Origin of the sequence: Streptomyces sp. NPDC088354, assembly GCF_044753585.1 — a bacterium.
Classification (GTDB): Bacteria; Actinomycetota; Actinomycetes; order Streptomycetales; family Streptomycetaceae; genus Actinacidiphila.
On sequence record NZ_JBIVNJ010000059.1, the window covers coordinates 1 to 26,977 of the forward strand.

Below are 26,977 nucleotides of genomic sequence, written 5' to 3' on the forward strand. Positions count from 1 at the left end.
CAAACCCCCCCCACCCCCTTCGCGGCCCCCCCCGGCGGGGGGCGCCGCCGGGGGCCCGCGGCCCCCCCCGGGGGGGCGCCCCGCCTTGGTTGCGCCCCCCCCGCCGCTGGTTCATCGGGCCCCGCCGGGCAGGGGATCAACGGTAGTGACGGCCGCCCCACGACTCGGTGTCCACGACGCGGCCGTGGTCGTTGCGCAGGGTGGCGCTGTCACGCTTGTCCCAGACGCCCTTGCGGCGGTCCTGGAAGACGTCGAACCGGCTGTCGCGGCCCTGGCCGGTGTGCACGCGGACCTTGGAGTGGCCGGGGAGGCGCAGGAAGGTGAAGCGGTAGCGGTTGCCGTCACTGTCGGACAGCGTCCAGCCGCGCAGGTTCACGGCGTCGCGGCCCCTGTTGACCACCTCGACCCACTCGGTGTTGAGCGCGCGGTTCGAGCGGACGCCGCGGCCGCCCTCGTCGTGCCGGACGTCGCCGATCGACACCGCGGAGCGGGGGGCCGGGCCGTGCCCGTGGCCGCGGCCGTGGCCGTTGTCCGCGGAGGCCGGCATGGCGGCGGCCGCCACGACGGCGCCGGAGGCGAGGACGGTGGCGATGACGCGACGGGCGTTGAACGAAGCAGACATGATGCCCCCTCATCAGGGTGCGTCCCGGAACTCCCGTGTTCCGGTGACGCGGTGCGGTTACCTCGGCGGTTGGCCGATGACCCAACTCTGACCTGCCCCGACGGCGAAATCCGGAAGATCCGCTTCACGTTACGGAATGCGGACATATCCGTAACCCTCGTCTGTAGGCGACATCTGTCAATGTCATAGGACACGCCATGCCATTGCCGGATACATCGACCCCCTCCGCAGACGTCATCCGCGCGGCGGCATGTCACCCACAGGGGTAACAGCCCCGTGCGGGGCGTTGACGTCCGGGTCCGAGGGCCTTTGTAACGGCCCCATCTGCGAACATCGCGTCATGGCGACACACGAGCCCGGCAGCGGCTACCTGCTCGACAACCGGCAGTCCGAGGCCGGCGTCCGCTTCGGCGCCCTCGCGGAGCTCTTCGACCCCGTGACCTTCCGCCATGTCGACGCCCTGGGGATCGGCCCGGGCATGCGCTGCTGGGAGGTGGGCGCGGGCGGCCCGTCCGTGCCGCTCGGGCTGGCCCGGCGGGTCGGGCCCGGCGGGACGGTGGTCGCCACCGACATCGACGTGTCGTGGGCCCGGGAGGCGGCCGGCGGCGTGATCGACGTGCGGCGCCATGACGTCGCCGCCGACCCGCCGCCGGACGGCGGCTTCGACCTGGTCCACGCCCGGCTCGTCCTGGTGCACGTCACCGACCGTGCCGAGGCCCTGCGGCGAATGGCCGGCGCGCTGCGGCCGGGTGGAGTGCTGCTGCTGGAGGACGCCGACCCCGGACTGCAGCCGCTGCTGTGCCCGGACGAGTCGGGGCCCGCGCAGCGACTCGCCAACCGCCTCCGGTCCGGATTCCGGACGCTGATGGCGGAGCGCGGCGCCGATCTCGCGTACGGCAGGACGCTGCCCAGGCTGCTGCGCGAGGCAGGCCTCGAGGACGTGCGCGCCGACGCGTACTTCCCGATCACCTCACCCGCCTGCACGGTGCTGGAGGCGGCCACGGTGCGGCAGATCCGCGGCCGGCTGGTGGCGGCGGGCCTGGCGACGGACGAGGAGGTCGACCGTCATCTGGCCGACGTCGCCACCGGCACCCTCGATCTCGCCACCTCCCCGATGATCTCGGCGTGGGGGCGCCGGCCGCTCAGTGCGAGGGACGCCACCCCGGATCCCGGCCGGTGAGGGCGACCACCCGGTCCAGCAGCGGCGCCGTCGGCGGCACGGGGACCGGGCGCCCGAAGGGCCCGGAGCCGTCCGACCGAGCGGTGAACGGGGTGAGCAGGGCGAGCACCGCCTCCAGGCCCGCCGGGTCCGGCCGGTAGTCCTGGCCGGTGGCGCGGGCCAGGTCCCAGCCGTGCACGAGGAGCTCGTTGAGGGCGAAGCGCCCGGCGGCCTCGCCCGGCAGGTCCACCCCTCCGGCGCGGGTGCGGCCCTGCCACGCGAGAGGACTGCGCCAGGCCTCCGCCATGTCGGCCAGCAGCTCCGGCAGCCTGTCGCGCCACTGGTCCGGCGGCTCCGGCGGGAGCGCGCTGCCGGGATCACCGTCGGTGGTGGGCCCGAGGTCCTTGCGTGCCGCGTCACGAAAGGCCGCGCACAGCCCCGCGACATGGCCGATCAGATGGCCCACGGTGTAGTCGGGGCACGGGGTGGGGGCGCCGAGCCGGTCGTCGCCGATCCGCTCCAGCACCGCGGTGACGCCGAGCGCGGCGGGACGGAGATCGGGCTGCCCGGCGGTGCCGGGGCCGTGGAGCTGCTGGGTCATGGAAGGTCCCCTGGATGTCGGTGTTCTCGCCTGTTCCTGCTTTGGCCGCCTGTGCCGTCTGTTCGACCGTGGCGGAGCGCGGAACTCATCGGTGCGGGGACCGTGGCGGGCCGTGGCCGCGGCAGGGCCCGCCACCGGGTGCTGCAGATCTTGCCTGAAGGCAGTATTGACCTGTGGAGGTCCTTGGTACGAGGCACCGCCGCCCGGGTCGGCTGCGCGCAGGGCGGCACGGTGCTCCCTGACACTCCGGGCGACTCGCCCGTGAGGGGTGACGCGCACGCCGTGCTCGACGGCGGCGGCACCGTCGTGAGCTGGAGTCCCGGCGCGCAACGGATGCTGGGGCGCACGGCGGCGGAGGTGGTCGGGACGCCCGGCGCCGGACTGCTGCACAGCGGCGCCGACGGCGCGCGGATCCTGGAGCGGCGCACCGCGGACCGGTCGGTCGCCCTCGGGGTGACCGGTCTGCGCCACCTCGACGGTCGCCGGGTCGACGTGGTGCTGTGGGCGCATCCGCTGGTCCTGGCGGGACGGCGGTACTGGCTGCTGCAGGCCGAGGACGCCGAGGCGGTGCGGCGGAGCGAATTGCGTCACGCTCTGCTGCAGGGCGTGTTCACGGAGTCGCCGTTCATCATCGACGTCTTCGACCGGGACCTGCGCTTCTTGGCGCAGAACGACTCGCAGAGCCGTGCGCCGGGTTTCACGGACGTCGTCGGGCGGACGATGCGGGAGGCCGCGCCGCCGGGTCTGCTCGACGTGGACGCCCTGGAGCACCGCCAGCGGCAGGTGCTCGCCACGGGGAAGGCGCTGATCGGCACCGAGGTGCGCGGCCGCGATCCGCGCGACCCGGACCGCGACACCGTCTGGGAGGAGACCATCCTGCCGCTTCGCGGCGCCGCGGGTGACGTGGTGGCGCTCGCGCACATGGTGACCGACACCACCGAGGAGTCCCGCGCCCGCGAGCGGCTCGACCTCGTCAACGAGGCGAGTGCCCGCATCGGCAGCCGGCTGGAGGTCCTGACCACGGCGCAGGAGCTCACCGACGTGGCCGTGCCGCGGTTCGCCGACCTCGCCTACGTCAATCTGCTCGACCCGGTCTTCGGCGGGGCGGAACCGGTGACCGGGCCGCTGCGCGAGGCGGTCGTGCTGCGGCGGGCGGCGAGCACCATGGACGTCGCCGACCTGAGGAAGTCCATCGTCGCCACCGGTGACGTGGACGTACTCGCCTCGGCGAGCGACTCGTACACCCGGCGCGCCCTCGCCGACGGGGAGCCGGTGAGGCTGACCGGCGACCAGGTCAGGGCGGCGCTGGCGGCGTCCGATCCGGCACGCGGGGCGCTGGCCGCCCGGTACGGCATCCATTCCTGGCTGCTGGTCCCGATGTTCGCCCGCGGGGCGCCGCTCGGCTCCGCGGTCTTCGTCCGCATCACGCGTGCGCACCCCTTCGAGGACGACGACGTGCCGCTGGCCAGGGAGATGGTGACCCGCGCGGCCGTGTGCATCGACAACGCCAGCCGCTACACGCGGGAGCGGACCACCGCCCTGACGCTGCAGCGGAACCTGCTGCCGCGGAGCCTGCCCGAACTGCGGGGGGTGGAGAGCGTGTCGCGCTGTCTGCCGTCCGGCGACCGGGCGGTGCTCGGCGGTGGCTGGTTCGACGTGATCCCGCTCTCCGGCGCCCGGGTCGCGATGGTGATCGGCGACGCGGGCGGTGACGGCCTCTACGCGGCGGTGTCGATGGGGCGGCTGCGGACGGCGGTGCGCACCCTGGCGGATCTGGACCTGTCGCCCGACGAACTGCTCACCCATCTCGACGACCAGGTCAAGCGCACTCTCAACGACCGGCCCGCCCCTCCGGAACACCCCGCGTCGGTGGCCCGCTCCTGCCTGTTCGCGGTCTTCGACCCGATCTCGCGCAAGTGCCGCTTCGCCAGCGCGGGCCACCCGCCGCCGGTGCGCGTGGGCGCGACCGGGCAGCCGTCGTTCGTGGACGTCCCCGTCGGGGCACCGCTGGGGATCGGAGCGGTCCCGTACGAGTCGGGCGAGGTGACCCTCGCCGACGGCGACGTGCTGGTCCTCTCCACCGGCAGCCTGCTCGGCGTGCCGGGCGCCAGGGACCGCGACGCGGGTCCGGCCCGGCTGCGCGAGGCCCTGTCCGACCCCGGCATCGTGGCGGCCCTGCGGTCCGGCGGGCACGACGCGCTCGGCGACGCGGGCGACGCCGTCCTGCGCCGCCTCCACCCCGGCATCCCCGGCTCTCCCGGTTCCCCCGAGCCCAACGACGTGCTGCTGCTCGCGCGCGTGCACGGTCTGGCGCCCGACCGGCACGTCACCTGGGACCTGCCGGCCGAGCCGGAGGCCGTCGGGCGGGCGCGGGCGCTGACCGTGGGCACGTTGGCCGAATGGGGCCTGGAGGAGCTGACGTTCACGACCGAGCTGCTGGTCAGCGAACTGGTCACCAACGCGATCCGGTACGGCCGGCCGCCGCTGCGCCTGCGGCTCATCCACGAGCGCACCCTGATCCTCGAGGTCTCCGACGGCAGCAACACCTCGCCCCACGCCCGCCGTGCCCTGGAGACCGACGAGGGCGGGCGCGGCCTGTTCCTGGTCGCCCAGGTCGCGAAGCTGTGGGGCACCCGCTACGAAGAGCGGGGAAAGACCATCTGGGCCGAACAGCCGCTCACGGACGGGACGGACGACACCGCCTTGTGACGCGCGGGGTGAGCGCCGTGAGCCTCATGAGCGTGCCCAGGGGGCCTCGTCACAGGCCGGAGGTCCACCCGCTCCTTGCCGCTATCCACGGACGGCTCACGGGGCCCTCGCAGCGCCCGCCTGAGAACACGGGGAACACAGCGACCTGGGAGGGAGCGTTCCAGAACGGCGGACTATCGTGTCGATCATCCGTCACCTCGGAAGGAAACCCCTTTCATGTACGACGCAATCCTGGCCGAGACGATCACCGTCACCGGTCACGGCGACGACCCGATCGAGGCCTACGCGGCGCGCCCGATGACCGCCGGTCCGCTGGGCGGCGTGGTGGTGATCCACCACATGCCGGGCTATGACGCCCCGTCGAAGGAGATCACCCGCCGCTTCGCCGCGGAGGGCTACGCGGCCGTCTGCCCGAACCTCTACAGCCGTGAGGCCCCCGGTGCCTCCCCCGACGACGCCGCCGCGACGGCGCGGGCCCGGGGCGGTGTGCCCGACGAGCGGCTGCTGGGGGACGTGGCGGGTGCCGCCGCGTACCTGCGCGGGCTGCCGTCGTCCAACGGGCGGGTGGGCGTCATCGGTTACTGCTCCGGCGGGCGGCAGGCGTTCCTGGTGGACGCCTCGCTCGACGTGCAGGCGGCCGTCGACTGCTACGGCGCCTTCGTCGCGGGCCGGCCGCCGGAGGGCTTCCCCCTCCAGGTCGAGCCGCTCCTGCACCTGACGAAGGAGCTGCGCGCGCCGCTGCTCGGCCTGTTCGGCGCGGAGGACAGCTACCCCTCGCCCGAGCACGTCGCCGAGCTGGAGGCCGAGCTCAAGGCGCACGGCAAGCCGTACGAGTTCCACACCTACGAGAACGCGGGCCACGCCTTCTTCGCCGTGGACCGGCCGAGCTACCGGCCGCAGGCGGCCGTCGACGGCTGGTCCCGGATCCTCACGTTCTTCGGGGAGCACCTCTGATGTGCACGTACCTCACGGAGAAGGTCCGCATCGAGGGCAGCGGCAAGGGCGCGCAGGGCTACTTCCCGCTGACCGACGCGATGGTCTACGTCGACCATCCGCAGCACGCGCCCTTCGAGCACACCGTCAACATCGACTTCATGAACCCGGAGCTGGGCCCGTCCGCGCGGGTCGCCGTGGAGCTGACCGAGGAGGCCGCGCTCGCGCTCGTCGAGGCGATCCGCTCGGCCCTGGCGTCGGCGCCGCCCGGGCTCGCCTCGGCGTCCGCGGGACGCTGACGGACGTTCCGGGCCCCGGGTCACCTCTGGGTCACCCCTGGCCGGGGGTCCCGACCTGGATCAGCGCATGGGTGCCGGTGGTGCGCCAGGGCGTGCCGGTGGCGTCGAGACGGGCGACGGTCCGCGCGTCGGCGCCGGTGAGGGTGTCCGACTTGAGGGTGCGCAGGGCCGCGACCGGGCCGGGGAAGTACGCGGTGACGTCCGCGAACGGCACGGTGGCGGCCCAGTGCCGGTCACCGACCAGGCGGCGGTAGTTGAGGTCGCCCTTCATGACGGTGACGGCCGCGGCCGCGAAGCGTTCGCGAAGATCGCCGGGCAGGGCGTCGTAGGGCAGCGGCGCGCAGGCGAACGGGTGCGTGGACAGCGTCAGTCGGTCCGCGCGCAGGGCGTCGGCGAGCCGGTGCCCGATCGATCCCGCGGCGCCGGGTGCGTGCGTCATGCGGCGCAGGCACATCAGCACGTCGCGGGGCGTGGCGTCGGAGACGAAGTACGGGCGGGGCTTGAGCATGAGCTCGACCCGCCCGGCGCGTCCCGTGGCCAGCAGGTGGTCGATGAACACCAGGTCGGCCAGGATCTCGCGGGCGCTGTTGTCGGCGACCACGACGACCTGCCCGCCGTCGAGCAGCGGCCACAGCCGGCCGGACTCGTCCGCCACGTAGGTCCCGGACGGCTCGGGGGCGGCGCCCGGCTCGCCCGCGATGGTGAAGCCCAGGTCGGCCTGGTTCCCCCAGACGGCCGCCGTCAGCAGCCGCTGCTCGCGCTCCTCCTGGGTGAGTACGGCCAGGTCGTCCAGGGCCGCGAGGTCGCCGGCGAAGCCGTGGCCCTCCAGTTCGGCGTCCTTGAACGGCGCGAAGAAGTCGAGACCGTGCCAGGGCCCGTCGGCGAGGTACCCGGTGGCCTCGAGCAGCCTGCGGTAGAAGAACGACTCCGCCCACAGGAAGGGCAGTTCGGGCCACGGGCCGCCGTACCGCCCCTGTCCCCACACCTCCCACGCGGCCGCGTCCGCGGCGTCCGCCGGCAGCGGGGCGACGGTGCCGTGGCGCGACTCCTCCAGGAGCGCGGCGCACGCCTGCCGCTGCGCGGTGCCGTAGGGGACGGACTCCAGGATCCGTCCGATCAGCACCGGGTGGCGGACCTGGAAGACGTTCCAGGCGAAGGAGCCCGGTTCGTCGCAGGTGATCGGCGGAGCGTCCGGGGTCGTCGCGCCGTGCGCTGGGTGGGACATGCGTGGGCCTCCAACGGTGGGAACGCAATTCTCACAGGAAGCGGCGTGAAATCAGGGAGCGCACGCCCGTCCGGGAGGACGTCCCCTAGGCTGCTGACCGCGATGACGCCACCGAAACCGCTGGAGCGTGCCCTCACCGACCCCGGCGACCCTCCGATGCGCCCGCTGCCGCCCGCGGTCACCTCCCTGCTGCTGGCTCTGCAGGCACCGCCCCGCCTGGCGGCGCATCTACGGGCCGTTCACGACGTCGCCCACGAACTGGCCGACTGGACGCGGGCACGCTGCCCCGGGCTCCCGCTGGACCGCGAGGCGGTGTTCTTCGGCGCGGCGACGCACGACATCGGCAAGACGGTTCACGAAGCGGAGTTGTCCGGCCCGGGGTCGGCGCACGAGGAGGCGGGCCGGGCGCTGCTGCTGGCGCACGGTTTCCCGCCGGCGCTCGCCCGCTTCGCCGGCACCCACGCGTCCTGGGCGCGTGCGGCGGTGACGGTCGAGGAGCTGCTGGTCAGCGTGGCCGACAAGGTGTGGAAGAACCAGCGGGTGCCGGATCTGGAGGACCGCCTCGTGGCGCGGCTGGCCGAGGCGAACGGCACTCAGCCGTGGGAGGAGTTCCTCGCGCTCGACGACGTCCTGTCCCGGATCGGCGAGCAGGCGGCACGCCGTCTCGCCTTCCAGGCGTCCTTCCCGGTGCGGGGCTGACGCGGCGACAATGCCCCTGTCCGATGCGGCATGACCTGCCGAGACCGTCCGGAGGCCCCGATGGCAGTGGAGATCGTCTACGAGACCCATTCCACGACCACCGACAACGAGGCGGGCATCGCCACCGGCCGGCTCCCGGGCGAGCTGTCGGAACTGGGCTGCCGCCAGGCCCGTGAACTGGGCGAGCGCCGGTCGGGCGGCGGATTCGCGGCCGTGTTCACCTCGGACCTGCACCGCGCCGTCCGGACGGCCCGGATCGCGTTCCCCGACGGCCGCCCGCCGATCCACCAGGACGTCCGGCTGCGTGAGTGCGACTACGGCGCCCTCAACGGAAGCCCGTACCCGCTCGTCGCCGCCCAGCGGACCCGGCGCTTGGACGAGCCCTTTCCCGGTGGCCAGAGCTACCGTCAGGTCACCGCGGCCACCAGCGCCTTCCTCCACGACCTGGCCACCGGATGGGACAACACCCGCATCCTGGTGATCGCCCACTCGGCCAACCGGTGGGCGCTGGACCACCTGCTCGCCGGCACCCCGCTGGAAGAACTCCTCCAAGCGCCCCCGGCGTGGCGCCCGGGCTGGTATTACACGCTGCCCTCCGACTGGCCGCCCCCTCCGGTGAACCCGGAGCGTCAACGGGCCGCCGGCGTATCGCTCCCCGAAGGCGCTCGCCCCGGAGAGCGTCCCGTCCGCGACGACGGCGTTCGCGGGAGTCGCGCGGACCGCCACCCCTGGCGCGAGGGCGACGCCCGTCTGTGAAACCCGGTTACCGGGGGCTCCGCACGGCGAACTCGTTGCCGTCGGGGTCCAGGAACAGCGTCCGTCCGCCGCCGGCCCCGCCGGCGTCGGTGCGCGTCGCGCCGAGCGCGATCAGACGGTCGATCTCCGCCTCCCGGTCGGCGTGGGCGGGGATCGCCAGCTCCAGGTACAGCCTGTTCGTGCCCGTCTTGGGTGCCACCGGAGGACCACCCCATGTGATCTTCGTACCGCCGTGGGGCGATTGGATCGCCGTCTCCTGGTCCTGGTCCCAGACGAGCGGCCACCGCAGCGCCTCGCTCCAGAAGTAGCCGACCGCCTGGGTGCCGTCGCAGGACAGCGCTCCGATGAAGCCGGTGTCGGCGAGGAACTTGTTGCCCGCCTCGATGACACAGAACTCGTTGCCGTCCGGATCGGCGAGCACCACATGGCCCTCTTCCGGGAGTTGACCGACGTCGATGTGCTGCCCGCCGAGTGACAGCGCCCTGTCCACCGTCCGCTGCTGATCCTCCGGGAGGGCGCTCGTCAGGTCGAAGTGCGCCCGGTTCCGGCCGAGCCTGGGCTCCTGGCCCGGCAGGAAACGGATGCGGAAGCCGCCGGGGTCAGGGGGCAGGATCGCGACGTCGTCCGGACCGTCGGCCAGCTCCCAGCCCAGGACGCCGGACCAGAACCGCGCCAGGCCCGACGGCCGGGTCGCGTGGAAACAGATCGCGAACAGCTGACTGGTCATACCCCGCGCATCTCCGATCCGTCGGCGGACGACACGACGCTCGCCCTCCCCGCGACCGCAGCTTAGGGTCGCGGTGCGCCACCCGCATCCGGGTTTCCGTCGCCGGGCGCCCGTCATGTGCCGGACTCGCCAGGGCCGTTCGCCGGGCGGCCCGCATGGCTCCCCCGCGATCGGGTACGCGACGTCCCATGGTTACGTCCGCAGCACTCCGTACGCGTTCTCCGGAAGGAGTTGCCATGGGCTGGTGGCGAAACGCCGCTTGTTCCGACGAGGATCCCGACCTGTTCTTCCCGGTCAGTGCGTCAGGACCGGGGGCCGCTCAGGAGGAGCGGGCCAAGGCGGTCTGCGAGCGGTGCCCGGTGGAGGAGCAATGCCTGCAATGGGCCCTGGACAGCGGGCAGAACCCGGGGATCTGGGGCGGTACGACCGAGGACGACCGGCGCGCGATCAGGCGGCGCCGGTCGCGGAGCCGGTCGCACGCGCCCTCGTCATCGTCCTCGCCGCGCAGGGACCGCAGGCCGGCGGTGCGCTGAGCCCCGGGGCCGGCGGGCGGCCCCGGCGACGCTCACCCGGTGCGCGGCCCGAGGTTCCGGCGGCGGGCCGGCCCCGGCCGCCGGAAGGCCACCGTGAGGGCGAGCAGCCAGCTCACCGAGAAGGCCGCCGCGACGCCCGGCTGCCACGTCACCACGGTCGCCACGAGCAGGGCGATCGTGGTGGCCACGAGCACCGCGGCGAACAGCACCCGGGGCCGCCAGGTCTCCCGGTCGCGCAGCGCGTCCAGGGCCCGGTCACGGGGCGTCAGGCGCATGGTGCGCAACTGTCGTTCGAGGACCGCGTCGGCGCTCAGCAGACGCTCCATCCCCGCCAGCGCGCGCCTCTCACGGTCGGACAGTTCCGAACTTTCCATCCCGGCACCTCCGCGGCTCGCCACCCATGCCTGCCATCTACCCCGAATGGGCGCGGGGATGACGGGTAGCCGAACCCGGGTGGCCCTCCCCCGGCCCCTCGCCGGCCCGCGGGCCCGGCAGGGCGACGGAAGGAGTCCGATCATGCTGGTGGCGCATCCCGTGGTTCTGTACATGCTGGTCGAGCGGTACGAGGCGTTGCGCGCCCGGCCCGCCGGGGAGAACGACGCCGAGGCCGGCCGGCACAGGGACGACCTCGCCGTCGCCCTGTGCGCGGCCACCGGGGCGCCGGACGTGGAGGCGGCGCTGCGCGCCGCACGCCGTCTGTTACCGGGGACGGGCAAGGAGGTCGGCGGGTCCTGAGCGCGGATCCTGAGCACGGCCGGTCGGGACGGTGTGGCGGTGTCGTGAAAGGGCCGGTCCGGGCCCTGTATCACTTGACGGGACCGGCGAGCGGGCCGACCCTGAAGAGGATCGGGCGTTCCACCCCACTGGGAGCTCCACGTGCCACCCCTCCCCCCACCCCGTCCCGCATGGGCCACCCACCGGCTCACGGTCCGCTTCGGCGGGGCCGGGGACCGGCCGCTGGCCATCGTCGCCGGTGAGATCGACCAGGACTGCGCCGAGGACCTGCGGCACGCCCTGGAGTCCGCGCTGGGCGACGGCCCGGACGGACCCGGCGGCATCGACGTCGATCTGCGCGACGTCTCCTTCTGCGACTGCGCCGGGCTCAACGCCCTCCTGCGGGTCCGCCTGCACGCCCTGGACAGCGGCCGCACGGTCCGGCTCCGCGCGGTCAGCGGCCAGGTGGGACGGCTGCTGTCCCTCTCCGGCACGGAGTCCCTCTTCACCGCCGCGGCATGAGCGCCACCGGAACGGCCCGTGTCACGGCCGCGGCACCGGGTAGCCGACCGTGGAGAACGCCTCGATCCACTTCCGAGGAGGACCAGGTCATGACCGACCCCGTGCCCCCGAGCCCCGTCCCCTCGCCGGGTCCCACGGGCCCCGGCCCGGGCCCTTCGCCCGGCCCTGTGCCGCCGCCCGTCGGCCCCGACCCCCTACCGCCGGAGCCGCCGCGCCCCGGCCCCGATCCGGTGCCCCCGGACCCGACGCCGCCCGGTCCCGGACCGGAACCGGGCCCCCTCCCGGACCCGGGGCCTCGCCCCGCGCCCGCCACCTGACCGCGCGAGGGGGAACGCCATGGCCGCCGGGACGTCGCTGACGGAGTACCACCGCGGCCGGGATCCGGACGGCGAGCCCCGGTTCGTCGTCCGGATCCACGAGGCGAGCACGACGCCCTTCGACTTCCGCCTCGAAGTGGCCGGCGTGCTCAGGAGCTGGGCCGTCCCCGAGGGACCCTCCGGCGACCCCCGTGACCAGCGCCTGGCGTCGGGCAGGGACGGCCGGGGGGGGACCGTGATCGTCCGGGGCACCGGACGTCCCGGCCCCTCGCCGACCGCCCCTTCGCGGCGGTGCCCGCCCGCGGGCACGCCTCGTACCGGCTCGACGGAGCGAAGCTGCGCGCCGGTTGCGGCCTGACGCGGACCCGCCCGGTGGGCGACGACGGCCGCGCTGAGACCTGGCTGCTGGTCAAGAGGGCCGGCCGGTAAGCCTGCGCGCGGAGGTGGCGCAGGCACGTGGAACTGCTGCGGGCGGGTGGGAACGACACGGCGTACGCGACGGCGGTCGCGGCGTGGCCGGCCTCTGCCCGTGAGGTGTCCCTGTGGTGCGGTCGGCGGGACTTCCCCGTCCCGCCGCAGGTGGTCGCGGCGTGGCGGGACGAGGAGGACGTCGAGGCCTACGTCGCGCGGGACGCCTCGGGCGCGCTGGTCGCTTACGGCGAACTCTGGGTCGATCCGGGGGAGTCCGAGGTCGAGGTCGCCCGCGTGGTCGTGTCGCCCGGGGCACGCGGCAGGGTCGTCGGCCGCCGCTTCGTCAGCGCCCTGGCCGTGCGGGCCCGTGAGGCGACCGGCTGCGGCGACGTCTTCCTCCGCGTCCATCCCGACAACACCCCGGCTCTGCACAGCTACCGGGCCGCCGGTTTCACCCCGGTCGCCCCGGCCCTGGCCGCCGAGTGGAAGGCCCCGCAGCCGGTCGCCTCCGTCTGGCTGCGTCACGCCCCGGGCACGGGATCACCCGGCGGCGCATGAACACGACTTCCGCACAAGCGACTTGGGACCAGCGGATTGACAGTGCCCGCTGAGCGCGGGAATTTGAGAGCGCTCTCACGAGATCGCTCCCGTCCTCCACCCCCCACACGAGGAGGAACCCACGTGCACGCCCGAGTCGCACCCCGCAGAGTCCTCGCGGTGCTGTTCGCCGCACTGCTGGTGGCTGTGGGCCTGACGGCCCTCGGCACCACGTCCCGTGCCGGCGCCGCGGTGCCGGCCACCATCCCCCTGACGATCACCAACAACTCCGGCCGATCGGGACCGGTGTACCTGTACGACCTCGGCACCCAGCTGTCGACCGGACAGCAGGGCTGGGCCGACGCGAACGGCACGTTCCACGCCTGGCCGGCCGGGGGCAATCCGCCGACGCCGGCACCGGAAGCCTCGATCGCAGGGCCCGCGAACGGCCAGTCGGTCACCGTCCGGATGCCCAAGTTCTCGGGGCGGCTGTACTTCTCGTTCGGCCAGAAGCTCGTCTTCAAGGTGACGACCGGCGGCCTGGTGCAGCCCGCCGTCCAGAACCCGAGCGACCCCAACCGCGACATCCTGTTCAACTGGACCGAGTACACCCTCAACGACGCGGGGCTGTGGATCAACAGCACCCAGGTGGACATGGTCTCGGCCCCCTACGCGGTCGGCGTCAAGCTCGCCGACGGCTCGGTGAAGAGCACCGGGCACCTCAAGCCGGGCGGCTGGACCGGTTTCCTCGACGCGCTGCGCGCCCGGCCCGGCGGCTGGGCCGGCCTGATCCAGACCCGCTCCGACGGAACGGTGCTGCGCGCCCTGTCCCCCGGCCACGGCATCGAGACCGGCGCCCTGCCCCGCACGGTCATGGACGACTACGTCAACCGCGTCTGGCAGAAGTACACCACCTCCACCCTGACCGTCAGCCCGTTCGCCGACCAGCCCGGTACCAGGTACTTCGGGCGGGTCTCGGGCAACGTCATGAACTTCACCAACTCCTCCGGGGCGGTGGTCACCTCCTTCCAGAAGCCCGACTCCGACAGCATCTTCGGTTGCTACAAGCTGCTGGACGCCCCCAACGACCTGGTGCGCGGCCCGATCTCGCGCACGCTGTGCGCCGGCTTCAACCGCTCGACGCTGCTGGTCAACCCCAACCAGCCGGACACGAGCGCGGCGAACTTCTACCAGGACGCGGTCACCAACCACTACGCCCGCGCCCTCCACGAGCGGATGGCGGACGGCAGGGCGTACGCCTTCGCCTTCGACGACGTCGGCAACCACGAGTCGCTGGTCAACGACGGCAATCCGCAGCAGGCCTACATCACCCTGGACCCGTTCAGCTAGAACGGGGCTGGACGTCCCCGACGAGGGAGGCGAGCGTGCCGGCCGGTGCGGCGCGCTCGTCCGGGGGCATGCCGGGGTGGTGCCCGGCCGGCGCGGGCCCCGGGGGCACCGTGCCGGCCAGCGCGAGCCGGGAGACGATGCGGTAGCGGTCGCCCCGGTAGAGGGAGTGCACGTACTCCACGGGCTGTCCCTGCGCGTCGCAGGTGAGGCGGTCGAAGAGCAGCGCGGGCGAGAGCACGGGCACCGCGAGCAGCCGCGCCTCCTCCTCGTTGGCAACCGTGGGCTCGATGGACTGGACGGCCTCGTGGACGTGGACGCCGTGCCGGTCGCGCAGGAAGGCGTAGAAGTCCCCCGACTCCATGTCGGCGGCACGCAGTCCGGGCACCAGCCCGGCGGGTACGTGCAGGTACTCCACGGCCATGGGCTCGCCGTCGACCAGCCGCAGCCGCGCGATGTAGACGATCTCGGCGGCGGGCGAGATGCGCAGCTTGCGGCCGACCCGCGCCCCGGCCCGTACGGTGGCGAACTCCAGCACGCGGCTGAGCCAGTCGCCCCCGGCCTGCGGCAGGGTGAAGACGCTGGCGCCCTGGGCGAGTTCCTGAGTGATCTTCGCGGGCGCGACGAACATGCCACTGCCGTGCCGGCGCACCAGCAGGCCGGTGTTGACGAGTTCGTCGACGGCCGAGCGCACCGTGGGACGGGAGACGTCCAGCCGCTCGCACAACGCGCGTTCGGACGGGATCGGTGTGCCGGGCTCCTGTGACTCGACGAGCTCCAGCAGATGGTCGCGGACCTTCTCCCGCTTCAGCGGCGACCGCGGCGCCTCGCCCGCCATGGATCAGCCCCCCGTCCCTGTCCGTGCCCTGTGCGTGCTCTGTCCGGTGTCCCGCCCGTACGGCGTGACGCCGCACGGTGCGAGGCTAGCCAGTTGCTGACCAGTTCACCAGTGGTTCCGGCCCAAAGGATCGGCGTCGAGCCAACATTCCCTTACTCCAAGCCTCTTGACCCCCCATCAGGTCTATGCCATTTTCCCTTACCAGTGGAAGACCAGTTGCCAAGTGGTAAGCCCCACGCACTCCACCGACTGGAAGGGATCACCATGTCAGGAACGTCCCGCACCACCGACCCGCGCCGCAGATCCGCGCGGGTCCGCACGGCCATGGCCGTCGTCGCCGCGGCCGGTCTGGCCTGTGCCGGGCTGACCGCCCTGCCCGCGTCCGCCGCGGCGGGCGCCCTCAGCGCCCAGTACCGCACGAGCGCCACGGGGGCGACCGCCGACCAGGCCGAGCCCTGGTTCGAGATCACCAACACCGGGAGCACCGGCGTCCCGCTCAGCGAGGTCACGCTGCGCTACTACTTCAAGGCCGACAGCTCCACGACCGCGTACCGCTTCGCCTGCTCCTGGGCGGTCAAGGGCTGCGGCAACATCACCGGCACCTTCGGCACGCTCGCCAACCCCACCGCGACCGCCGACCGCTACCTGGAGATCGGCTTCACCTCCGGCGCGGGCACGCTCGCCCCGGGCCAGAACACCGGCGACATGCAGTTGCGCTTCTACCGCGCGGACTGGCAGCGGCTCACACAGTCCGACGACTACTCCTTCAACGGTGCGCAGACCGCCTACGCCGACTGGAACAAGATCACCCTGCAACGCGGCGGCTCCGTCGTCTGGGGCACCGCCCCGGCAGGCAACAACCCCACCGATCCCCCCACCGACCCGCCGACCGACCCGCCGACCGACCCCAACGCGCCCGCGCTCTTCGACGACTTCCGCTACACCTCCAGCAGCGACCCGGCCCTGCAGAGCCACGGCTGGACCGTCAAGTCCGGCCAGGGCGGGCCCGGCGTGCCCGGCGCCACGTGGTCCCCGCAGGACATCACCTTCGTCGCGGGCACCGGCGCGGACAAGGTGATGAATCTCCGCCTCACCACCGACGGCACCGCCGCCGGCACCAAGGAGACCGAACTCCAGACCAGCGCCCGCAAGTTCCGCAACGGCACCTACGCGGCGCGGGTCCGCTTCGACGACACCCCGACCGGCGGCCCGGACGGGGACCACATCGTCCAGACGTTCTTCGCCTTCACCCCGCTGAACGCCCCGATGGACCCCGACTACAGCGAGCAGGACTTCGAGTACCTGCCCAACGGCGGCTGGGGCGAGCCGAGCAACATCATGTACACGACGTCCTGGGAGACCTACAACCCCGACCCCTGGAACGCCGTCAACACGCACTCGGAGAGCCGCGCCGACTACGACGGCTGGCACGACCTGCAGGTCACCATCGACAACAGCGCCATCACCTACTCCATCGACGGCCAGGTCTTCGGCACGCACGGCCAGCCGTACCTGCCCGAGACCAGCCAGTGGATCGACTTCAACCACTGGCTGATCGACCTCACCGGCCAGACCGGCAGCACCGCGCGCTCGTACGACCAGCAGGTCGACTGGGTCTACTTCGTCAAGGACCAGGTCCTGACCCCGGCGCAGGTCGCCGCCCGGGTCGCCGCCTACCGCTCCGCCGGTACGGCCTTCACCGACACCGTGCCCGGGAGCTGAAAGGACCCCGCGCCGCCGCCCACCGCCACAGGGGCACGGTGGGCGGCGGCGCGGACCCGAAAGGACCCGGGACGCGGGTAATTGACAGCGCGTCATGGAATTCCCCGTCGGGCCCTGGCGACCGGCCCGTGTTCAGCCCCCGAATTCCCGGGAATCCCGGTAGGGATCGCCCTGCGCGCCGCCGAATGCGTCATGGGCGACCGGACCGGAAAGGGAACCCGGGTGGGTCGCCGACGCGGCGGGAGGCGAAGCGGGGACCCCGTAACGCCCCGCGACCCGGAATTCCTCGGCCGGATCCACCGGAACCGCCGTACGGCCGCGCACTTCCTGGACGGGGCTCATGAGAACGGCGAAAGTGATCAGCATGAGTTCGAGGCCGAGGCCGATGATGAGCGGTGCGACGAGGACCAGGCCGGTGACACCGCTGTCGCTGTGGACACCGGACACATCCCGCACGTTCACGGCCGCCATCCCCGTGTAGTGCATGCCGCTGATCGCGACGGCCATCACCAGGGCCGCGCCGATCGTCGCCCAGGTCCCGGTCACCCGCAGGGTGAACCACAGTGCCACGGTGGCGGCGACGACGGCGATCACCACGGAGAGCACCACGAGCCAGGTGGTGTAGTCGACCTTTCCCGGGAAGAGCATGGCCTCCATGCCCATGTAGTGCATGGCGGCGACACCGAACCCGGCGCCGACGCCGCCGATGAGCAGCCCCGACCACGACCTGCGCACTCCGGCGACGTACATCCCGAAGCCGACGATCACGATGGCGACCAGCAGGCTGACGACCGTCAGCGGCACGTCGTAGCGGAACTCCACGCCGTCGACGGAGAAGCCGAGCATGGCGATGAAGTGCATGCCCCAGATGCCCGACCCCAGGGTCAGCGCCCCGGCGCCGAGCCACGACCAGCCACGGGCGAGCCCGCGGGCGTGGAATCGGGCCGCGCACGCGAGCCCGAGTCCGGAGCCCACCGCCGCCATGGCATAGGCGAGCACGGGATAGAAGGCATGCGAATAGATATGCTGATGCTGCCCCACGAAGGAACTCCCCACCTGGCACTGGGCGGCACGCGCTCCGCCGGGCCCGGAAAGGGGAACTCGGGCCGGCCGATCGCCCGACGCGTGTGCCCACAAACCTCGCCGGCGTGCCGCCTGAAATTCGGAACCGGGTCTCCCGCGGCGGCGTCCTTGCCATTCCCCGGGGCACGGCCGCGGCGACTCCCCCGTCGCCCGACCACCGATGCTTGAACCTTATATTAAGTTCCGCAAGGTGTCGCACACCGACGGGATCGGAAACACACCGTTCCCATACGGGTAATTCTCGACCACGGGAAATGCCGCGGCCGGCGGCCCGAATGGACGGCCCGAGCCGCCCGAACCGCGGCGCGGGACCGTTCAGCGCCCGGCGGATCGGCGGAACGTGCTCGCGTACGCGCCGGCGAGGGTACCCAGCGCGGCGGCGACCGGGCGCCGCGCGGGCCCCGTGAGCAGCGCGACGCCGTGGCGTTCCGCCACACGCAGCCGGTGGCCCTGGAGGTCGATCAGAGCACGCGTCATGGGGCGGTGGGGCGCCGGGACGATGTCAATCAGACGGCGGGCGTCGGCCAGGCCGCGCCGGGTGGTCGCGGCGACGTCGTGCACCAGGCCCTCGAAGTCGCCCTCACCCGTGCCGTGCTGGAGGCCGGCGCGGGTGAGTCCGTGGCGGGCGAGGGCGTCCTCGGGGATGCCGAGGCGGCCGGCGCGCAGGTCCTCGGTCACGTCCTCCAGGAAGTCCAGCCGCTGGGCGGCCTCGACGAAGGTACGGCAGGCGGCCCGGTAGCCGGCGTATCCGGTGGGCGGGGCGAGCAGGCAGGCGACGAGCAGGAAGGCGGGCAGGGAGTAGGCGTCCACGTAGGCCTGGAAGTCGGCCTCCGTGGCGAAGCCCCGCCAGCCGGCGTCGGCCGGTGCGGCGGCGAGGTACTCGGTTACGACCTCGCCGAGTACGGGCCGCCGGGAGACCGTGCGGGCGAGGGCGCGCAGCAGCAACTCGTCATCGCTGCCGCCGTCGCCGGCGCCGCCGGTGCCGTCCTTCAGGGCCTCGCGCACGCGGCGCTCCCACGCCGTGAAGGCCGCGCCGGCGGCCTCGCCGTCGGCGTCCCGGTCGAGCAGGTTGTCCGTGTGGTGCATGAACGCGGTGGTGGCGACGACGTCGGGGACGAGGTCCGCGGGCAGCAGCAGCCGCACGCCGAGGGACGTGGCACGGTCGAAGCGGGCGACCAGCCGGCGCTGGGCGGTGTAGGCCTCGCGCAGTGCCGGACCGTCGATGCCGGCCCGGTCCAGGGTGTGCCGCCAGGTGGTCATCGTTCCGCCGCTCCGTTCGTCCGCCACCAGGGTCGCGGCGACGAGTCAAACGCAGAAAAACCGGCAAACTCACTGCCCGGATGCCGCCGGACACCCTCTGAGCTGGGATTCACCGTACCGGGAAACGGGCAGATACGGGCACAGTCTTCCCTTGTACGGGCTGACCGGCCCGCGTCCCACGGCGGTATAAATCTCGGGCGGGCCCAAACGGGCACCGGATGCCCGAAGTTGACCGAACGGCCATGGGGCGTCGGCGAACGGCGTGCGCGCACGGCGTAACCGGCGGGCCCGGCGGTACCGGCGGACCAGGGAGGTGCGGGACATGCGGGGCGACGAACGGCAGCACCGGATCCTGGCCCTGGTGCGGAAGTCCGGCCAGGTGGAGGTCACCGCGCTGGCCTCGGACTTCAAGGTCGCGCCGGAGACCATCCGCCGCGACCTGAGCGAACTGGAGCGCAGGGGACTGGTCCGCCGCACCCACGGTGGCGCCTATCCCGTGGAGAGCGCGGGCTTCGAGACCGACCTGGCCCGGCGCGAGACCCATCACGTGGACAGCAAGCGCCGGATCGCCGCGGCCGCGGTGAGACTGCTCGGCGAGGCCGAGACCGTGTTCGTCGACGAGGGCTACACGCAGCAGTTGCTGGCGGCCCTGCTCCCCACCGACCGGCCGCTGACGGTGGTGACCGCCTCGCTCCCCACCGCGGCGGCCATCGCCCAGTCCTCCGAGACCACCGTGCTGCTGCTCGGGGGCCGGGTACGGGGCCGCACCCTGGCCACCGTCGGCTCCTGGGCGACCCAGATGCTGTCCTCGTTCGTCATCGACCTGGCGATCATGGGGGCCAACGGCATCTCCCGCGACTTCGGGCTGACCACCCCCGATCCCGTCGTCGCGGACGTCAAGGCACAGGCGGTGCGCTCCGCCCGGCGGCGCGTACTGGTCGGGATCCACACCAAGTTCGGCGTCTCGAGCTTCTGCCGGTTCGCGGAGATCGGCGACTTCGAGACCGTCGTGAGCGACACGGGCCTGCCGGCCGCGGAGGCCCACCGCTACTCCCTGCTCGGACCCAACGTCATCCGCGTCTGACCACCGTCCCCTCCCCCCAGCCCGCGTGCGAGCCGCCGCGGGCCGGCCCGGCACACCCTCGCGCGCCCCTCGCCCGGCGCGCGCCGCCGGGACCCCTCCCACAGAAAGGCCTCCCCCATGCGTGCCAACGACCCCCGAACGCCACGGCGGCGCCGCGCCGTCCCCCGCCTCACCGCCGTCGCGGCATGTGCCGCGCTCCTGGCCACCGGCTGCGCCGGCGCGGGCGGCGGCAGCTCCGACGGCGCGTCCGGCGGCGGCTCGGTGAACGTCCTGATGGTCAACAACCCGCAGATGCTGGACCTGCAGAAGCTGACCGCCTCCGACTTCACCCAGAGCACCGGCATCAAGGTCAACTTCACCGTGCTGCCCGAGAACGACGTCCGCGACAAGATCAGTCAGGAGTTCTCCAGCCAGGCCGGCACCTACGACGTGGCCTCCATCAGCAACTACGAGGCGCCGATCTACGGCAAGAACGGCTGGCTGGCGCCGCTGGACGACACCGTCGCCAAGGACCCGGAGTTCGACCAGGCGGACATCCTGCCGTCCATGAAGGAGAGCCTCACCGGCGCCGACGGCAAGCTGTACGCCGAGCCCTTCTACGGCGAGTCGTCGTTCCTGATGTACCGCAAGGACGTGCTGGAGTCCAAGGGCCTCACCATGCCCGCGCGCCCGACCTGGCAGCAGGTCGCGGACCTCGCGGCGAAGGCGGACGGGGCCGAACCCGGCATGAAGGGCATCTGCCTGCGCGGACTGCCCGGCTGGGGCGAGGTGATGGCGCCGCTGACGACCGTGGTCAACACCTTCGGCGGAACGTGGTTCACCAAGGACTGGCAGGCACAGGTGAACGCCCCCGCCTTCAAGGAGGCGACGAAGTTCTATGTCGACCTGGTCCGCTCGCACGGCGAGGCGGGCGCCCCGCAGGCCGGATTCGCCGAGTGCCTGGGCGCCTTCCAGCAGGGCAAGACGGCCATGTGGTACGACGCCACCTCGGCCGCCGGCATCCTCGACAGCGCCGACTCCCCCGTCGCGGGCAAGGTCGGCTACGCGCCGGCGCCCGTGGTGAAAACCGGCAACTCCGGCTGGCTGTACACCTGGGCGTGGGGCATCCAGAAGGCGAGCAGGCACCAGGACGACGCCGCGAAATTCGTCGCCTGGGCCTCGGGCAAGGGGTACGAGGAACTGGTCGGCGAGAAGCTCGGCTGGGCCCGGGTCCCGGCCGGCAAGCGCACCTCGACGTACGCGAACGCCGACTACCTGAAGGTCGCCGGCCCGTTCGCCAAGGCCACGGAGGAGGCCATCGCCGGCGCCGACCCGCGCGACCCCGGCACCCAGCCCCGGCCCACCCTGGGGATCCAGTTCGTCGACATCCCGGAGTTCCCCGACCTCGGCACCAAGGTCTCCCAGGAGATCGCCTCCGCCATCGCCGGGCGCACCTCGGTGGACGCCGCGCTGGACAAGTCCCAGCAGCTGGCCGAGAAGGTCGCCGCGCAGTACCGGAACGGGTGATTCGGACATGACCGGAACCTCCGGCACCGTCGCGGAGCGGGCGCGCGGCCGGGCGCCTGCGCGGCCCGCGGCCGCCCGGCCGCCGGGTCCGCACCGGGCCGCGGCCTGGGCCCGCCGCGCACCGCTCCTGCCGGCCCTGGTGTTCATGGTGGTCGTCACCCAACTGCCCTTCGTGGCAACGCTGGTGATCTCCTTCATGAACTGGAACGCGCTCTACCCCGACCGCCGGGGCTTCACCGGACTGAGCAACTACGCCGAGGTGTTCGGCGACGCCGATCTGCGGTCGTCCGTGCTGACCACGGTGTGGCTGACGGCCGGTGTCGTCCTGGTGAGCCTGGTGCTGGGGCTGCTCCTCGCCCTGCTGCTGGACCGCCGCTTCCGGGGCCGCGGGCTGGTGCGCACCCTGCTGATCGCGCCCTTCCTGCTGGTCCCGGTGGCCTCCGCGCTGCTGTGGAAGCACGCGCTCTACAACCCGGAGTACGGGCTGTTCAACGGCGCGCTGACCTGGCTGTGGAAGCTGTTCGGCAGCGACACCCCGCCACAGCCGGACTGGATCACCTCCATGCCCCTGGGGGCGATCACGGCCTCACTGGTGTGGCAGTGGACCCCGTTCATGATGCTGATCCTGCTCGCCGGGCTGCAGAGCCGTTCCACGGAGGCGGTGGAGGCGGCCCGGGTGGACGGCGCGAACGCCTGGCAGGTCTTCCGCCACCTGACGCTGCCTCACCTGCGCCGCTACCTCGAACTGGCCGCTCTGCTCGGGTCGATCTACGTCGTGCAGAACTTCGACGCGGTCTTCACCCTCACCTCGGGCGGCCTCGGTACCGCCAACCTGCCGTACACGATCTACGAGTCCTTCTACAAGGCGCACGACTACGGCAGGGCGTCGGCCGCCGGTGTGGTCGTGGTCGCCGGGACCATCGTCGTCGCCACCCTCGCCCTGCGTCTGGTGTCGACGCTGCTGAAGGAGGAGTCCTCATGAGCGCCGTCGTCGCTCCCCCTGCCCCCAGGCGGCGTTCCGGCTCCCTGTGGGGGCTGGTCGCCTGGGCGGCCGGGCTGCTCTTCGTCCTGCCGATCGTCTGGATGGTGCTGACCTCGCTGCACCACGAGACGGACGCGGCGACGAACCCGCCCTCCCTGGGGGCCGGGCTCACCCTGGACGGCTACCGCGAGTTCTTCGGGGCCTCCACCGGCGCCAGCCCGTGGCCGGCGCTGATCAACTCGCTGACCGCGAGCCTCGTCTCCACCCTGCTGGTGCTGGCGCTGGCCGTGCCCGCCGCGTACGCGCTGTCGATCCGGCCCGTGCGGAAGTGGTCCGACGTTCTGTTCTTCTTCCTGTCGACCAAGATGCTGCCCGCGGTGGCCGGTCTGCTGCCCGTCTACCTCGTCGCGCAGAACCTGGGTCTGCTGGACAACATCTGGCTGATGGTCCTGCTCTACACCTCGATGAACCTGCCGATCGCGGTCTGGATGATGCGGTCCTTCCTGTCCGAGATCCCGGTGGCGATCCTGGAGGCCGCGTCCATCGACGGGGCCGGGCTGCCGACCGTCTTCCGCCGCGTCGTCCTCCCGCTCTCCGCGCCGGGCATCGCCGCCACCTCGCTGATCTGCTTCATCTTCAGCTGGAACGAAATGCTCTTCGCACGGGTGCTGACCGGCGTGCGATCGGTGACCGCGCCGGTCTTCCTCACCTCGTTCGTCACCAGTCAGGGACTCTTCCTCGCCAAGGTCTGTGCCGCGGCCGTCGTGGTGTCCCTGCCCGTCCTCGTCGCCGGATTCGCCGCCCAGGACCGTCTGGTCCAGGGCCTGTCCCTGGGAGCCGTCAAGTGAAGGCAGTGGTCATCGCCGAGCCCGGAAAGATCGAGCTCGCGACCGTCGAGGACCCGGCGCCCGGGCCGCGGGAGGTGGTCGTCGCCGTGTCGGCTTGCGGGCTGTGCGGTACCGATCTGCACATCCTGCAGGGCGAGTTCGCCCCCACGCTGCCGATCGTGCCGGGACACGAGTTCGCCGGCGAGGTGGTCGCGGTCGGGTCCGCCGTCACGGAACTGGGGATCGGCGCGCGGGTGGCGGTCGATCCCTCGCTGCACTGCGGCGAGTGCCACTACTGCCGCCGGGGCCGGGGCAACCTGTGCGAACGGTGGGCCGCGATCGGCGTCACCGAGCCCGGCGGCGCGGCGGAGTTCGCGGTCGCGCCGGTCGCCAACTGCGTGGTCCTGCCCGAGCACGTGTCGACCGCCGACGCGGCGCTGATCGAGCCCCTGTCGTGCGCGGTGCGCGGCTACGACGTACTGCGCGGCAGGCTCGCGTCCCATGTGCTGATCTACGGCTCCGGCACGATGGGCCTGATGATGCTGGAGCTGGCCAAGCGCACCGGCGCCGCGAGCGTCGACGTCGTGGACGTCAACCCCGAACGGCTCGCCACGGCGCGGTTGCTGGGGTGCGACAACACGGCGGCGTCCGCGGACGACATCACCCGCCCGCGCGGCTGGGACGTGGTGATCGACGCCACGGGCAACGCCGCCGCCATCCAGGACGGCCTGGGACGGGTCGGCAGGGGCGGCACCTTCCTGCAGTTCGGGGTCGCGGACTACGCGGCCCGCGCCGTCGTCGAGCCGTACCGGATCTACAACCAGGAGCTCACCATCACCGGCTCGATGGCCGTGCTGCACAGCTACGAGCGGGCCGCCGAGCTGTTCGCGGCCGGGGTCCTGGATCCCGGGGTGTTCATCAGCGACCGCTTCCCGCTGGGCGACTACGCGCACGCCATCGAGCGCTTCACGGCGGGCATCGGCCGCAAGATCCTGGTGCTGCCGTGACTCCGCCGGCCGCGCCCGCCACGCTCGTCGTCGGCGAGGCCCTGGCGGACGTGGTGGTGGGCGCCGACGGCGAGCACGCCCACCCCGGCGGCAGCCCCGCCAATACCGCCCTGGGCCTGGCCCGCCTCGGCCACCGCGTGGAACTGGCGACGCGGTTCGGCCGGGACGCGTACGGCGAGCTGCTGCGGCAGCACCTGACCGGCTCCGGGGTCGTGCTGGCCCCGGGGTCGGTGGGGGACGGTCCCACCTCCACGGCCCGTGCCCTCCTGGACGGCCACGGCAGCGCCGCCTACCGCTTCGACATCGCCTGGGACCCGGCGCCGCTCCGGCTGCCCGCCGTCCCCGGCCACCTCCACACCGGTTCCGTCGCGACCGCCCTGGAGCCGGGCGCGTCCCGGGTCCTGGCGCTCGCCGAGGCGGCCCGTGCGGCGGGTCACACCGTGTCGTACGACCCGAACCTGCGGCCCGCGCTGCTGGGGCCGCCGGAGGCCGAACGGCCGCGTGTGGAGCGGTTGGTGGCCCTGTGCGACGTCGTGAAGGCGAGCGAGGAGGACCTGGCCTGGCTCTGTCCCGGCCGGGCCCCGGCGGACGTCGCTGCGGACTGGGCGGGCCGGGGCCCCCGCCTGGTCGTGATGACCCGCGGCGCGGGCGGCGCCGAGGCGTTCTGGCCGCCGGACGGCCGGCACCGTGTGCCCGGGCACCGGGTCCCGGTGGTCGACACCATCGGCGCCGGTGACGCCTTCATGGCGGGGTTGCTGGCGGGGCTGCTCTCCGCACGGCTGCTCGGCGACCGCGCGGGCCGGCTGCGGCTGTGCGCGGCCACCCGCGGCGGCTCCGCGTTCCCCGACGTGGCGGCCGCGCTCCGGCTCGCCGCGCGGGTGGCGGCGCTGACGTGCGCACGCCGCGGCGCCGACCCGCCGTCGCCGGCGGAGGTGTCGCGGGCCGCGGCCGTAGGATGACCGGGCCGGTGGCCCGTCGGGGCACCGGCCGGCGGGAGGGTGACACGGCGGTGCGGATCCGGATCGAGGGCCACGAACTGCCCGGGCGCACCCAGGCGTGCGGCCCGGAGGACTCCGTGTACACGGACGTCCATGTCGCGGTCCAGCGCCGGAACCGCCCCGCGGAGTTGCTGGACCTCCAGCCGGCGGACGCCGCGGCGGTCACCTGGACGCTGGAGTGCGTCGCCGCGGTCACCCCTGAGGGCGTCGACGTCAGGGGGCCGTATGTGCAGGGCGGCCCCGGCGGCCGGTTCGTCCATGTGTCGTGGGGCGCCCTGGACGGCGCCGGTGGCTTCACGATGTTCCGCCGGGCCAAGCTCATGCTGGGCGCCGTCGACCGGGACGTGCTGGAGGAGTCGGTCCGGTCCGGGCTGCTCGTGGGCAGGGTCGCCCTCACCGACGGCGAAGGGCACCCTCTGTGCGCTGCCGTGCGGCCACCGCGGATCGCCTGGTCGGCGGGGAGGGCGGGCTCAGCGGGCTGACGTCAGTCCTCGCCCCGGACGATGTTCCAGTCCGTGCTGTTGTCCTGCTCCCGCTCCGGCTTGTCGGCGTGCTTGGCCGTCTTCACGACGGCCGGCCTGCAGGTCCGTATCTGCTGGTCACGCGGTATTCGGGTACTGATGGGGTGGCCGTTCCTGTTGTCCACGGTCCGGTGCCTCCTCGATTCCTCTCAAATGTCGACATACCCATTTGAATAGTACATACACGAACGACCTCGGCCCCCGTCCGGGCACGCCGCATGAAGGGCTGCCGCCCGGGTGTCACGATGCGCTCAGGTGCACGGCGGAACAGGGCCGGCCCCGGACGCGGGAACCCGGCCGGAGGGCACCGCCCGCCGTGTCCGCGCCTGCCCCGTCCCGATGGACGGAAACCGCCGGCCGACGCGGCGGGCACCCGGCCGCGACACGGCCGCCGCGCCCCCACGCGCCCTCCCACCTGCACAGACACTCCCGGGTAGCGGGCCGTGCGGAGGTCCACTGACGGCCGACCGCCCACGGTTCCGCAAATGCCCTTATTCCAGCAAATTGAGTGTCATCACGGGCGTGCCGCCATCGCCGCCGGGCGGTGGGGGCCGACGCTTGCCCTGTCCAACCCCGCGGGTACCCCCGGGCACCCGCTGAGACAGGAGGTCCCCATGCGTCTTCCCCGTTTCGCGACCGCGGTCGGTGTGGCCGTCGTCGTCGTCCTGGGTGGTGCCGCCGGTGCCGGCGCCGCCACCCCGGAGCTGGTCGGCACCCACGCCGGCCACGCTTCGCACGCCTCGCACGACGACCACGGGCGCCACGGGCACCACGCCCGTCATCACCACAAGCGCCACCTGCCGAAGTGGTACGGCAAGCGGCACCACCGCGACAACCACCGTCACCACCCGTTCGCCCAGCACCACCGCCGCTGACCCCCGGCGGCGGGCCCTTGAGGCGGGGGGGGGGGGGGGGGGGGGGGGGGGCGCCCCGGGCGGGGGGGGGGGGGGGGGGGGCGCCCCCCGGGCCGCCCCCCCCCCCCCCCCCCCCCCACCCCGGGCCCCCGCGCGGGGGAGGAGCGCGGGGGGGCGCGCCGAG

Annotated in this window: 30 protein-coding genes; 21 read left to right on the forward strand and 9 right to left on the reverse strand. The window is 73.2% G+C overall.

What is annotated here, in order from left to right; translation table 11 throughout:
• Positions 1 to 136: 136 nt before the first annotated feature.
• Entirely contained in the window at positions 137 to 622 is a 486-nt protein-coding gene (locus ACIP98_RS39045) for a lamin tail domain-containing protein (protein ID WP_319659626.1), read from the reverse strand.
• A gap of 340 nt (positions 623 to 962) precedes the next feature.
• On the opposite strand from ACIP98_RS39045, the gene ACIP98_RS39050 reads away from it, so the two are divergent.
• Positions 963 to 1,802 (forward strand): class I SAM-dependent methyltransferase, encoded by an 840-nt coding sequence (locus ACIP98_RS39050; protein WP_401981163.1) that lies wholly within the window; start codon positions 963 to 965, stop codon positions 1,800 to 1,802.
• Here the strand turns inward: ACIP98_RS39050 and ACIP98_RS39055 are convergent.
• The gene (locus ACIP98_RS39055) at positions 1,765 to 2,382 is read right to left on the reverse strand and encodes a TIGR03086 family metal-binding protein (RefSeq protein WP_319659628.1); all 618 of its coding nucleotides are present in this window, start codon (positions 2,380 to 2,382) and stop codon (positions 1,765 to 1,767) included. The two genes, ACIP98_RS39050 and ACIP98_RS39055, sit on opposite strands and share 38 nt — an antisense overlap.
• A gap of 183 nt (positions 2,383 to 2,565) precedes the next feature.
• On the opposite strand from ACIP98_RS39055, the gene ACIP98_RS39060 reads away from it, so the two are divergent.
• The 3 genes from ACIP98_RS39060 to ACIP98_RS39070 all read left to right on the forward strand — a co-directional run bounded on the left by ACIP98_RS39060 (position 2,566) and on the right by ACIP98_RS39070 (position 6,323).
• Positions 2,566 to 5,091: a SpoIIE family protein phosphatase gene (locus ACIP98_RS39060; protein WP_401981165.1), complete on the forward strand. Its 2,526-nt coding sequence runs from the start codon at positions 2,566 to 2,568 to the stop codon at positions 5,089 to 5,091.
• 216 nt (positions 5,092 to 5,307) lie between these two features.
• On the forward strand, positions 5,308 to 6,045 hold the full coding sequence (locus tag ACIP98_RS39065; RefSeq protein ID WP_319659630.1) for a dienelactone hydrolase family protein: 738 nt from the start codon (positions 5,308 to 5,310) through the stop codon (positions 6,043 to 6,045).
• Positions 6,045 to 6,323: a DUF6295 family protein gene (locus ACIP98_RS39070; protein WP_319659631.1), complete on the forward strand. Its 279-nt coding sequence runs from the start codon at positions 6,045 to 6,047 to the stop codon at positions 6,321 to 6,323. Before ACIP98_RS39065 ends, ACIP98_RS39070 begins: the two co-directional genes overlap by 1 nt.
• A 31-nt stretch (positions 6,324 to 6,354) precedes the next feature.
• Here ACIP98_RS39070 and ACIP98_RS39075 read toward each other — a convergent pair whose 3' ends face one another.
• The gene (locus ACIP98_RS39075; protein ID WP_319659632.1) at positions 6,355 to 7,548 is read right to left on the reverse strand and encodes a damage-control phosphatase ARMT1 family protein; all 1,194 of its coding nucleotides are present in this window, start codon (positions 7,546 to 7,548) and stop codon (positions 6,355 to 6,357) included.
• Positions 7,549 to 7,650: 102 nt separating this feature from the next.
• On the opposite strand from ACIP98_RS39075, the gene ACIP98_RS39080 reads away from it, so the two are divergent.
• Complete coding sequence (locus ACIP98_RS39080; protein ID WP_401981167.1) at positions 7,651 to 8,247, forward strand: HD domain-containing protein; 597 nt, start codon at positions 7,651 to 7,653, stop codon at positions 8,245 to 8,247.
• Between the two features lie 60 nt (positions 8,248 to 8,307).
• Positions 8,308 to 9,003 carry a histidine phosphatase family protein gene (locus ACIP98_RS39085; protein WP_401981170.1) on the forward strand — a complete coding sequence of 232 codons (696 nt, stop codon included), beginning with the start codon at positions 8,308 to 8,310 and terminating at the stop codon, positions 9,001 to 9,003.
• 7 nt (positions 9,004 to 9,010) lie between these two features.
• Here the strand turns inward: ACIP98_RS39085 and ACIP98_RS39090 are convergent, their stop codons facing one another.
• The gene (locus ACIP98_RS39090; protein ID WP_319659636.1) at positions 9,011 to 9,730 is read right to left on the reverse strand and encodes a VOC family protein; all 720 of its coding nucleotides are present in this window, start codon (positions 9,728 to 9,730) and stop codon (positions 9,011 to 9,013) included.
• A 236-nt stretch (positions 9,731 to 9,966) separates the two neighbouring features.
• On the opposite strand from ACIP98_RS39090, the gene ACIP98_RS39095 reads away from it, so the two are divergent.
• Entirely contained in the window at positions 9,967 to 10,263 is a 297-nt protein-coding gene (locus ACIP98_RS39095; RefSeq protein ID WP_319659638.1) for a WhiB family transcriptional regulator, read from the forward strand.
• A gap of 32 nt (positions 10,264 to 10,295) precedes the next feature.
• Here ACIP98_RS39095 and ACIP98_RS39100 read toward each other — a convergent pair whose 3' ends face one another.
• On the reverse strand, positions 10,296 to 10,637 hold the full coding sequence (locus ACIP98_RS39100) for a hypothetical protein (protein WP_401981172.1): 342 nt from the start codon (positions 10,635 to 10,637) through the stop codon (positions 10,296 to 10,298).
• Between the two features lie 142 nt (positions 10,638 to 10,779).
• Here ACIP98_RS39100 and ACIP98_RS39105 point away from each other — a divergent pair, with 142 nt between their 5' ends.
• The 5 genes from ACIP98_RS39105 (at position 10,780) to ACIP98_RS39125 (ending at position 14,114) form a co-directional block, all read left to right on the forward strand.
• Entirely contained in the window at positions 10,780 to 10,998 is a 219-nt protein-coding gene (locus tag ACIP98_RS39105) for a DUF5133 domain-containing protein (RefSeq protein ID WP_319659640.1), read from the forward strand.
• Between the two features lie 141 nt (positions 10,999 to 11,139).
• Positions 11,140 to 11,499, forward strand: coding sequence for an STAS domain-containing protein (locus ACIP98_RS39110; RefSeq protein WP_319659641.1), 360 nt, complete (start codon positions 11,140 to 11,142; stop codon positions 11,497 to 11,499).
• A 336-nt stretch (positions 11,500 to 11,835) separates the two neighbouring features.
• Complete coding sequence (locus ACIP98_RS39115) at positions 11,836 to 12,174, forward strand: DNA polymerase ligase N-terminal domain-containing protein (protein WP_319659642.1); 339 nt, start codon at positions 11,836 to 11,838, stop codon at positions 12,172 to 12,174.
• Positions 12,175 to 12,272: 98 nt separating this feature from the next.
• Positions 12,273 to 12,785, forward strand: a complete 513-nt coding sequence (locus ACIP98_RS39120; RefSeq protein WP_319659643.1) for a GNAT family N-acetyltransferase — start codon at positions 12,273 to 12,275, stop codon at positions 12,783 to 12,785.
• A gap of 123 nt (positions 12,786 to 12,908) precedes the next feature.
• On the forward strand, positions 12,909 to 14,114 hold the full coding sequence (locus tag ACIP98_RS39125) for a glycoside hydrolase family 64 protein (protein WP_401981176.1): 1,206 nt from the start codon (positions 12,909 to 12,911) through the stop codon (positions 14,112 to 14,114).
• On the opposite strand, the gene ACIP98_RS39130 is transcribed toward ACIP98_RS39125, so the two are convergent.
• Positions 14,107 to 14,949: a GntR family transcriptional regulator gene (locus tag ACIP98_RS39130; RefSeq protein ID WP_319659645.1), complete on the reverse strand. Its 843-nt coding sequence runs from the start codon at positions 14,947 to 14,949 to the stop codon at positions 14,107 to 14,109. The two genes, ACIP98_RS39125 and ACIP98_RS39130, sit on opposite strands and share 8 nt — an antisense overlap.
• Positions 14,950 to 15,213: 264 nt before the next feature.
• Here ACIP98_RS39130 and ACIP98_RS39135 point away from each other — a divergent pair, with 264 nt between their 5' ends.
• Entirely contained in the window at positions 15,214 to 16,671 is a 1,458-nt protein-coding gene (locus tag ACIP98_RS39135; RefSeq protein ID WP_401981178.1) for a cellulose binding domain-containing protein, read from the forward strand.
• A gap of 132 nt (positions 16,672 to 16,803) precedes the next feature.
• Here ACIP98_RS39135 and ACIP98_RS39140 read toward each other — a convergent pair whose 3' ends face one another.
• Positions 16,804 to 17,712, reverse strand: coding sequence for an MHYT domain-containing protein (locus ACIP98_RS39140; protein WP_401981179.1), 909 nt, complete (start codon positions 17,710 to 17,712; stop codon positions 16,804 to 16,806).
• Positions 17,713 to 18,069: 357 nt separating this feature from the next.
• Positions 18,070 to 19,014: a squalene/phytoene synthase family protein gene (locus tag ACIP98_RS39145; protein WP_401981181.1), complete on the reverse strand. Its 945-nt coding sequence runs from the start codon at positions 19,012 to 19,014 to the stop codon at positions 18,070 to 18,072.
• Positions 19,015 to 19,336: 322 nt separating this feature from the next.
• Between ACIP98_RS39145 and ACIP98_RS39150 the strand changes: the two genes are divergently transcribed.
• The 7 genes from ACIP98_RS39150 (at position 19,337) to ACIP98_RS39180 (ending at position 25,900) form a co-directional block, all read left to right on the forward strand.
• Positions 19,337 to 20,098, forward strand: coding sequence for a DeoR/GlpR family DNA-binding transcription regulator (locus tag ACIP98_RS39150; protein WP_319659649.1), 762 nt, complete (start codon positions 19,337 to 19,339; stop codon positions 20,096 to 20,098).
• 117 nt (positions 20,099 to 20,215) lie between these two features.
• Positions 20,216 to 21,604, forward strand: a complete 1,389-nt coding sequence (locus ACIP98_RS39155; RefSeq protein WP_319659650.1) for a sugar ABC transporter substrate-binding protein — start codon at positions 20,216 to 20,218, stop codon at positions 21,602 to 21,604.
• 7 nt (positions 21,605 to 21,611) lie between these two features.
• Positions 21,612 to 22,586, forward strand: coding sequence for a carbohydrate ABC transporter permease (locus ACIP98_RS39160; protein ID WP_401981185.1), 975 nt, complete (start codon positions 21,612 to 21,614; stop codon positions 22,584 to 22,586).
• Positions 22,583 to 23,434: a carbohydrate ABC transporter permease gene (locus ACIP98_RS39165; RefSeq protein ID WP_319665984.1), complete on the forward strand. Its 852-nt coding sequence runs from the start codon at positions 22,583 to 22,585 to the stop codon at positions 23,432 to 23,434. The genes ACIP98_RS39160 and ACIP98_RS39165 overlap by 4 nt, the downstream gene beginning before the upstream one ends.
• Positions 23,431 to 24,420: a zinc-dependent alcohol dehydrogenase family protein gene (locus ACIP98_RS39170; protein ID WP_319665983.1), complete on the forward strand. Its 990-nt coding sequence runs from the start codon at positions 23,431 to 23,433 to the stop codon at positions 24,418 to 24,420. Before ACIP98_RS39165 ends, ACIP98_RS39170 begins: the two co-directional genes overlap by 4 nt.
• Positions 24,417 to 25,379, forward strand: coding sequence for a carbohydrate kinase (locus ACIP98_RS39175; RefSeq protein WP_319665982.1), 963 nt, complete (start codon positions 24,417 to 24,419; stop codon positions 25,377 to 25,379). The genes ACIP98_RS39170 and ACIP98_RS39175 overlap by 4 nt, the downstream gene beginning before the upstream one ends.
• 50 nt (positions 25,380 to 25,429) lie before the next feature.
• Entirely contained in the window at positions 25,430 to 25,900 is a 471-nt protein-coding gene (locus ACIP98_RS39180; protein ID WP_319665981.1) for a DUF5990 family protein, read from the forward strand.
• 2 nt (positions 25,901 to 25,902) lie between these two features.
• Here ACIP98_RS39180 and ACIP98_RS39185 read toward each other — a convergent pair whose 3' ends face one another.
• The gene (locus ACIP98_RS39185; protein WP_319665980.1) at positions 25,903 to 26,064 is read right to left on the reverse strand and encodes a hypothetical protein; all 162 of its coding nucleotides are present in this window, start codon (positions 26,062 to 26,064) and stop codon (positions 25,903 to 25,905) included.
• A 489-nt stretch (positions 26,065 to 26,553) separates the two neighbouring features.
• Between ACIP98_RS39185 and ACIP98_RS39190 the strand changes: the two genes are divergently transcribed.
• A complete protein-coding gene (locus ACIP98_RS39190) occupies positions 26,554 to 26,814 on the forward strand; it encodes a hypothetical protein (RefSeq protein WP_319665979.1) in 261 nt (86 codons plus the stop codon).
• Positions 26,815 to 26,977: the final 163 nt, after the last annotated feature.